Raw genomic sequence first — 7209 nt, forward strand, 5'->3', positions numbered from 1 at the left:
AATCTCAACCTTATCTTCCTCTTCTCCTAATCCAAATATACAGACCACAACCTAACAACAAGATTGGTAGTCCAAATAAGAATCCGTTCTTCACAATTCCGAATCCGGCAGTTCGTAACGAAACATACTTATCATCCCTTTGCGGACGACGGGTATCCAACGGAATTTCACCATAAGTCAGCCAATTAGCAATCGCCTGTCCAAGGAATGCATTGCTGCTGGACACCCCGCGAACAATCGTAAACTCACTGTTTGCCAAACAATCGACATCCCCGGTTACGATCACGCGTTGCTCTTTATCTCCCACAGTTCGGTTCAATCCGACCACGGTCGTAAATTCTTTCATCACCTCTCCAACTGATGGGTTAAATTTCACCGTATCATCCAAGAAATCAGTGGTCTCCAACTCCGTCCAGAATTGTCCCACCGTGTCACATTTCACCCACTCTGTCACATTCCAACCTTTATCTTCGATCTGTTCAATTCCCGAACAATTTTCATGCACCACGGTAAATGTATTTCCCAACTGATACCCTTGAGTAATTCCCTCCTTCGTCGGACGAGCGGCCAAAATATTCGCCGTGGGTAACGTACCTTTGAAACGCACATCCGGTCCTACTACCAACGGTGTCAATTCCAAACCGAAATACTTAGCCAATAAGGCATTTTGTACTTCACGGTGACGCGGTTCTCCCATGAATACCAAATTACCTCCCCGTTCGATATATTCAGCTAATACGGCTTCCTCCTCCGGCGTCAACTGGATACGTAAATCAGCAATCCATAATATATTGATCTCTGCAGGAATCCTTTTTTCTAACGTTATTTCTTCAATATCAAATCCTGAATTAAACATAGATGTCGAAAAACCTTTGTGGGACATGATGAACCCCATCGCTGTCGGGAAATCTCCATACAAATTTCTTTCACGATGTCCGGTCAAGAATCCGATCTTCGGCACCTGAGCCACCACCATCCGTTTCAAAGCCACGGACGTTTCTGCTTCTTTCACCTTACCTCCGGTAAAATCCCGTAACCACTCTTTCTGTCCATTCTCCCGCACTGCCTGACGAATAAACGTGTATCCTTCCTCCGATAAATCAACCAACTGATCTACCTCTGCCTTACTCAAAAACATCATACTATCCAAATCATACATCTCACACACTCTCCGGGCCTGCTGCCAAGCATAATCTCCCAAATCTCTTCCGGCAGGATCTGCATAATAATAAACCACTTTCAAGTCAATTTCCGGTTTGAAACGAGTATATTGTCTGAATTCATTCCGGTTATTGATGATAAAATAAGGATAAGCGTAATTGTTATATCTAGGATCAAGCAAGTTCACGTAAGAAGTGATCGTCAAACCTCCATCCAATTGAGAAACAATATCCTGACTGACTTCTGTCAGTGTGTTTTGTTTCGTGGACGTCGTGTCTACATAAGCCAATAATGAAGGACGGGAAGAGACAAATGCAATCACACATACGATAGCGATCACGATTGTATTTTTATACAGCGTAATAGAAAATTTCTGTTTTTGGCGGATTGCATGTAAACGAATAATTGTCAAGGCAAGAAACATTCCTGTTACCACAGGGAAATAAATTAAATCCTCACTACAAATCATACCTTGAATAAAGGTTGCCGCTCTCCCGCTGATCCCTAACCAAAACGTAATCTCACGCACTAGGTCATATTGTTGTCCCCAACCACTCACCATACTCAATAACATCAAAACGATAAACGTACCGACAGCTGAAATCACTTGATAAGAAGTCAAACTGGAAACAAAAATACCGACAGCCATATAGGTACAAGTCAGCAAGAACAGACCAAACAATCCGGTCAAAATCCATGCCCACTCAAAACCTTCAATCGTACACCCGGCAAGCAACACGTAAAGGAACAACACCGCACATAAAATAAAAGCGTAGGTTGCCATCGCACAGAACTTACCCAAAATAATATGTACATTACTAATCGGTGAAGAGTACAATAACTTAATGGAACCACTACTTAACTCCTTCGTGATGACTCCCATCGTCAACAACGGGATATACATATACAAGAAATTGGTTACCTGGTACCACAATCCCGGATTACCTCCCCCATATCCAAGTACGAAAAGACGGTTTGAACAATCAAACGCCCGACCGTATTTCTCCATGTTAAGCACGAAATCCCCATACATCCCCGTGAAGAAAACGGCCGTCTGGATAACAAAACACAATAACAATAACCAAGCGATAGGCGAATAAAAAAGCATCTGCAATTCGGTTTTCGCTATTTTATATATTGCTCTCATAATAAATATCTAACTTTTAATTTGTAATACATTACTGACCCTTTTCCGTCAATTTAGCGAATATCGTATCCAAGGAATTCTTTTCCTGTCGAATCTCCAGTAATCTCCAATGATTTTCGATACTTTGATCCACGATTCGCTCGATCACCTCTTGGGCATCCGTGAAACGTATACGGAACTGTTGTCCACCCAGCTCTTCAATTCCACAAACACCCTCTATCCGTGCCAGGACATCCGTTGAAGGTGCATTTGCCAAATGGACAAATATCGTATTAGGCACAATATAATTATCAAATTCATCTACTGTTCCGGCAAAAACCAACTTTCCATGATCCATCATCAAGATATGGTCACAGGTAGCCTGTACCTCCGGAAGAATATGTGTCGAAAGAATAACCGTGCGTTCCTCGGCAATACTCTTGATTAAATGCCGAATTTCCACGATTTGATTCGGGTCCAACCCGTTTGTCGGCTCGTCAAACACCACCAAATCCGGCTTATGTACAATAGCCTGAGCTATCCCCACCCGTTGCTGGTATCCCCCGGACAGATTTTTCAATAAACGTTTACGGAAATGAGAGATCGCACAACGTTCCAATACCTCATCCACGGCTTTCTTCACTTCCCGGGGTGCCACCCAACGTAAATCAGCCGCATGAGTCAAATACTCCTCTACCGTCAAATCGCCATACAATGGTGGTTTTTGAGGCAAGAAACCAATATGCCGTTTCGCTGCAATCGTATCTTGCTTCGTATTTATATCCGCAATAATCACATCTCCTTCGGTCTGTTTCAACACCCCGCACATGATATTCATCACGGTCGATTTCCCCGCCCCGTTCGATCCCAATAATCCATAAATTCCTCGCCTGGGAATCTCAAAACTAACATCTCGAACAGCCCACTGAACGCTGTAACGATGTGACAAATGCTCTACTCTTACAATAGATTCTTCCATAATTTCTTACATATTTACAAACAATACTCCCTTAAGTACCGCTCTGTCTCTCAAGGAGACAGGGCGATACCTCATAAATCAATCACGAAAATTATAACTAACTACGATTTATTCTGCTTCTACGAAACGCTCTGGATACTGGATACGATCATAATCGTCACCCAAGATTTCCCGGATGTAATCTACCACAATGTCATATTTTTGCCGAATCTTCGTAAGCTCGTAAACCGGATTCAACAATCCCAGGTAGTTCATGTAAGGCTGATTAAATTTTTCTCCCCAATTTTCTGCCCATTGCCCCTCACCTTCTTCTAACTCTGCCAAAGAATAACTCATTACGAGATCCACATAATATATGAAATCGTAATATTGCATTTGCTCTTTTGTCAATCCTGCTTTAGCCGTCTGAATATTTAAATAGCCTTGAGTAAAACAGTCACTATTATACCAAGGTTTTGGATACTCATCTGGATAACAAGGAAATATACCATTACCGGTATAAACTGTATAATTAGACACCTTACTAAACTCTTCCGGCACAACCAATTTTTCCTGCCCTAACAAAATACGGATGAATGCCCGATTAATATTCCGCATAAATTCCGTTTTGTCTCCATCATCAAAATTTTCGGATTCCTCTTTGCTTGCTCCATTCAATGCAAAATAATCATACCCTTGATAAAACCATAAACGAGTAGTCTCTTCGGCAGGTACATTACCATCCCATCCCCGACTATCCAATTTCGAACACAAAAACACCTTCAAAGGCATACAAGCCAACTGATCCTCCGTATAATATTTCAAGAAAAACGTTTTAAACATCTCCAATAAAGGACCGATGTATTTCGGATCGCCTTTCGTCACCTCCAAAGAACCATCACTCAGCCCTGGGACTCCCGTGAAACCTTCCCAGTTTCTATCTGCCCAATATACATCCTCCGGGTCAAAATCATACACCACATAAAAACCATATTTTTCAAACCATCCGACAATATCCGGATCATAGTCAGCATTTCCCCCTTGCGGCAAAGTATACATTTTTTCCGCCCCTTCCGTAGGAACAATGTCCTTCTCATTATAGCAACTACAAAGCATTGCTATCGCAAATAATAAATATACAAATTTCATCATCTATACGATTAAATTATTTTCTTTATTTTTCCCGCAAATTGGGATTTTTTTCAATCACACGTTCCGGTATCGGTAACACGTAGCGAGGATCCTCTTTCTGTAAAGTATGCACTGTTTGATGTCCATTCTGATCATCGACATAAATGTGTTTGATTTCCGGCATACCCAAACGACGTAAATCAAACCAACGATGGTTGGCCTCTCCACATAACTCACGACGTCTTTCCCGCAAACAGAAATTCAACAATTCTTCCGGAGTGGCAAAATCTTCCAAAACTTTATCTACATTACCCACAATACGATGATTACGCAAAGTATTCAAATCATCCAATCCCCTCTGTGCTTCCTCTCTATTTTTAGACTCTATGTATTTCCGAATATACGCTTCTGCCCGGTTTATATATGCCTCTGCAGTCCGAACACCTCCATTAGTATAATACAAATTTCCCCAACCTTTATACACATAGAAGTATCCTAACTCGGGTGCCATCCAAGAATTATGCAAGAAAGAAGATGTTTTACCTGACTCTCTTCTTTTATCCGTCGAACCGTCATTATCTATGTCATAAACAGAAGACAAATCCATTGAATTCGGATAAGCTGCTAATTGATCCGGTTGATCCAATGCTTTTTCCGGTCCTGCCCACAACACTTCAACATTACTTCTCTCGTCGTACACGCCACTACTAGAAGGCGTGGTTTTCATATCCAATAATTCCGGATACTCATTCAACACCGCATCTGCCGATTCGATCACCTTATTCCAATTCTCCATGTGCAAATACACTCTCGACAGTAACGCATGGGCAGCCAAATAAGTGAGATGCAATTTCGTTTGGTGAACCTCTTTGTTCTTCTCCATCAACTCCGCTCCTAATTCAAGGTCCTTCACAATTTGAGCATAACATTCAGCCACCGTATTTCGCACAAATAGCTCAGCGGTAACCCCACTCACCAATTTCAAAGGAACTCCTAAATTCTGAGTCGGATCCCCATAGTTATAAGGTAGCCCAAAGAAATTGACCAACATATAGTAATAAAATCCTCGCAAAGCGTAAGCTTCCCCCTTCAAATGCTCTCTTCTCATCTCATCCCCTTGCATACCATCAACATATTCCAACACGACATTACATCCTTTGATACGTTCATAGGGAATTTTCCAGAAAGAAAGATCCTCTCCACCACCGCCTTCATCAAACATCTTTGCATCCCATCTATAACGCCAATGATCCTGCTCTTTCTGGATTTGATAACTAACATCCTCTACTACAGCACAAGTGATATCATCCGTGAAAATATCGGTTTTACGATTAAACAAAGCCCCCTCGCCTATCGAAAAATAGGCTTCACTCTCCATTATTTTTGACATATCCGTCACGGTAGAAGGGCGAATTTCATCTTGACTTTTCTCTTCCAAAAAATCATTACAACGTACAAAACTCAACGCCAAAAAGAGTATAAATAATCTTGATTTCATATTATTATCTCCTTATGAATTAAAAACTAACATTTATACCAACCCCCATGTTTCTCGTCATCGGTTGACCTCCTAGAGCGACCTCCGGGTCACGTCCCTTAAAATCCTTACTTCGAATCTGGAATGGATTTGACATGAAGAAAGAGAAACCCATATTTTTAATAAAATGAGGCAAATTCTTTTCCGGTAACGTATAAGATAAGCTGAGAGTACCACAACGTAAATACCAAGCATCCACTACACGAATAGTTGAATTGGCATACAACTTATACGGATTAACACTCTCTCCCAGCAATTCGATTTCTCTTGCACTCGTGATTTTATTCGGCAACGAAGGTACGTTCGTAAATTTTTCGTCTCCCGGTTTTCTCCAACGATCCACCCATTCCGTGGACATATTTTGATACTCACTCGGTACCGAGTTCGTGATAATTCGATCCAAAGGAGCTAAGAATTGTTGGTTACCCACACTCAAATAAAATCCACTGGAGAAAGAAAGCGTTTTGTAACGAATAGAGAAAGAAAGCCCGCAAGTAAAATCCGGTTCCAATTTACCGGCATAATCCATATAAAGCGTTGCATCACTTTTAGCTGCTTCCAACTCCGAACCACTCAAATCAAACATCGGCCCCCCATTTTCCGGATTCAATCCGTCAAAACGAAATGCCCAGAAACTGGATACGGCATACCCCTCCTTATTCGCATTACCACTTACCGCTTCCTGCCAATTTCCTTTCGGTTCCAATTCCGTTTCAATTTTATTATACACTTTACCCATGTTCACTCCCATAGAGAGGATAAAATCCTTCCCTCTTACCGGAGTAAAACCAAAACTACAATCCCATCCGGAGTTAGACATCTGACCTCCATTAATCGGACGAGAAGCAACACCATTCTCATAAGGCACTTCATTATTTATAACCATGTCTTTTGTCTTCTTATAATATCCGTTAAAAGAGAATGATATTTTCCGATTGAACAACATTCCGCTAATACCATAGTCCATGTTTTGTACCTTCTCCCATTTCAGTCGAGGTGCAGGCAAATCCTTCAATGTCAACGTATAGTCATAATTTTTATCATCCACACCAATGACAGCGATCAATTCAGGACTCACATTGGTTACCACATTTCCTTGGAATCCATAAGAGAAAGTAAAGTTCATGTCATTCACTATATTCTGGTCGGCCAGCCAATGTTCTTCGGCCATGTTCCAACGGAATCCCAACGCCCAAACCGGTTTAAAACGCACACGTCTGTCTTGACCAAAACGGTTGGAAGCATCCCCGCGAACACTCATATTGAATGCATAACGGTTGTCAAACATATATGAAG

5 protein-coding genes are annotated in these 7209 nt (G+C 41.4%); all 5 read right to left on the reverse strand.

Features of this window, described 5'->3' with window-relative positions:
• Positions 1 to 10 precede the first annotated feature (10 nt).
• A complete protein-coding gene (locus tag AB5542_RS04255) occupies positions 11 to 2308 on the reverse strand; it encodes a Gldg family protein (protein WP_288215203.1) in 2298 nt (765 codons plus the stop codon).
• Positions 2309 to 2339: 31 nt separating this feature from the next.
• Positions 2340 to 3266 carry an ABC transporter ATP-binding protein gene (locus AB5542_RS04260; protein ID WP_288215204.1) on the reverse strand — a complete coding sequence of 309 codons (927 nt, stop codon included), beginning with the start codon at positions 3264 to 3266 and terminating at the stop codon, positions 2340 to 2342.
• Between the two features lie 108 nt (positions 3267 to 3374).
• Positions 3375 to 4397 (reverse strand): hypothetical protein, encoded by a 1023-nt coding sequence (locus tag AB5542_RS04265; protein WP_288215205.1) that lies wholly within the window; start codon positions 4395 to 4397, stop codon positions 3375 to 3377.
• A gap of 22 nt (positions 4398 to 4419) precedes the next feature.
• Positions 4420 to 5874, reverse strand: coding sequence for a RagB/SusD family nutrient uptake outer membrane protein (locus tag AB5542_RS04270; RefSeq protein WP_270542834.1), 1455 nt, complete (start codon positions 5872 to 5874; stop codon positions 4420 to 4422).
• A 19-nt stretch (positions 5875 to 5893) separates the two neighbouring features.
• On the reverse strand, positions 5894 to 7209 hold a 1316-nt coding region (locus AB5542_RS04275; protein ID WP_368242989.1), incomplete at its 5' end, for a TonB-dependent receptor domain-containing protein.

The organism is Butyricimonas sp. RTP31003st1_G1_RTP31003_210430 (assembly GCF_040920905.1).
In the GTDB taxonomy this organism is placed as follows: Bacteria; Bacteroidota; Bacteroidia; order Bacteroidales; family Marinifilaceae; genus Butyricimonas; species Butyricimonas paravirosa.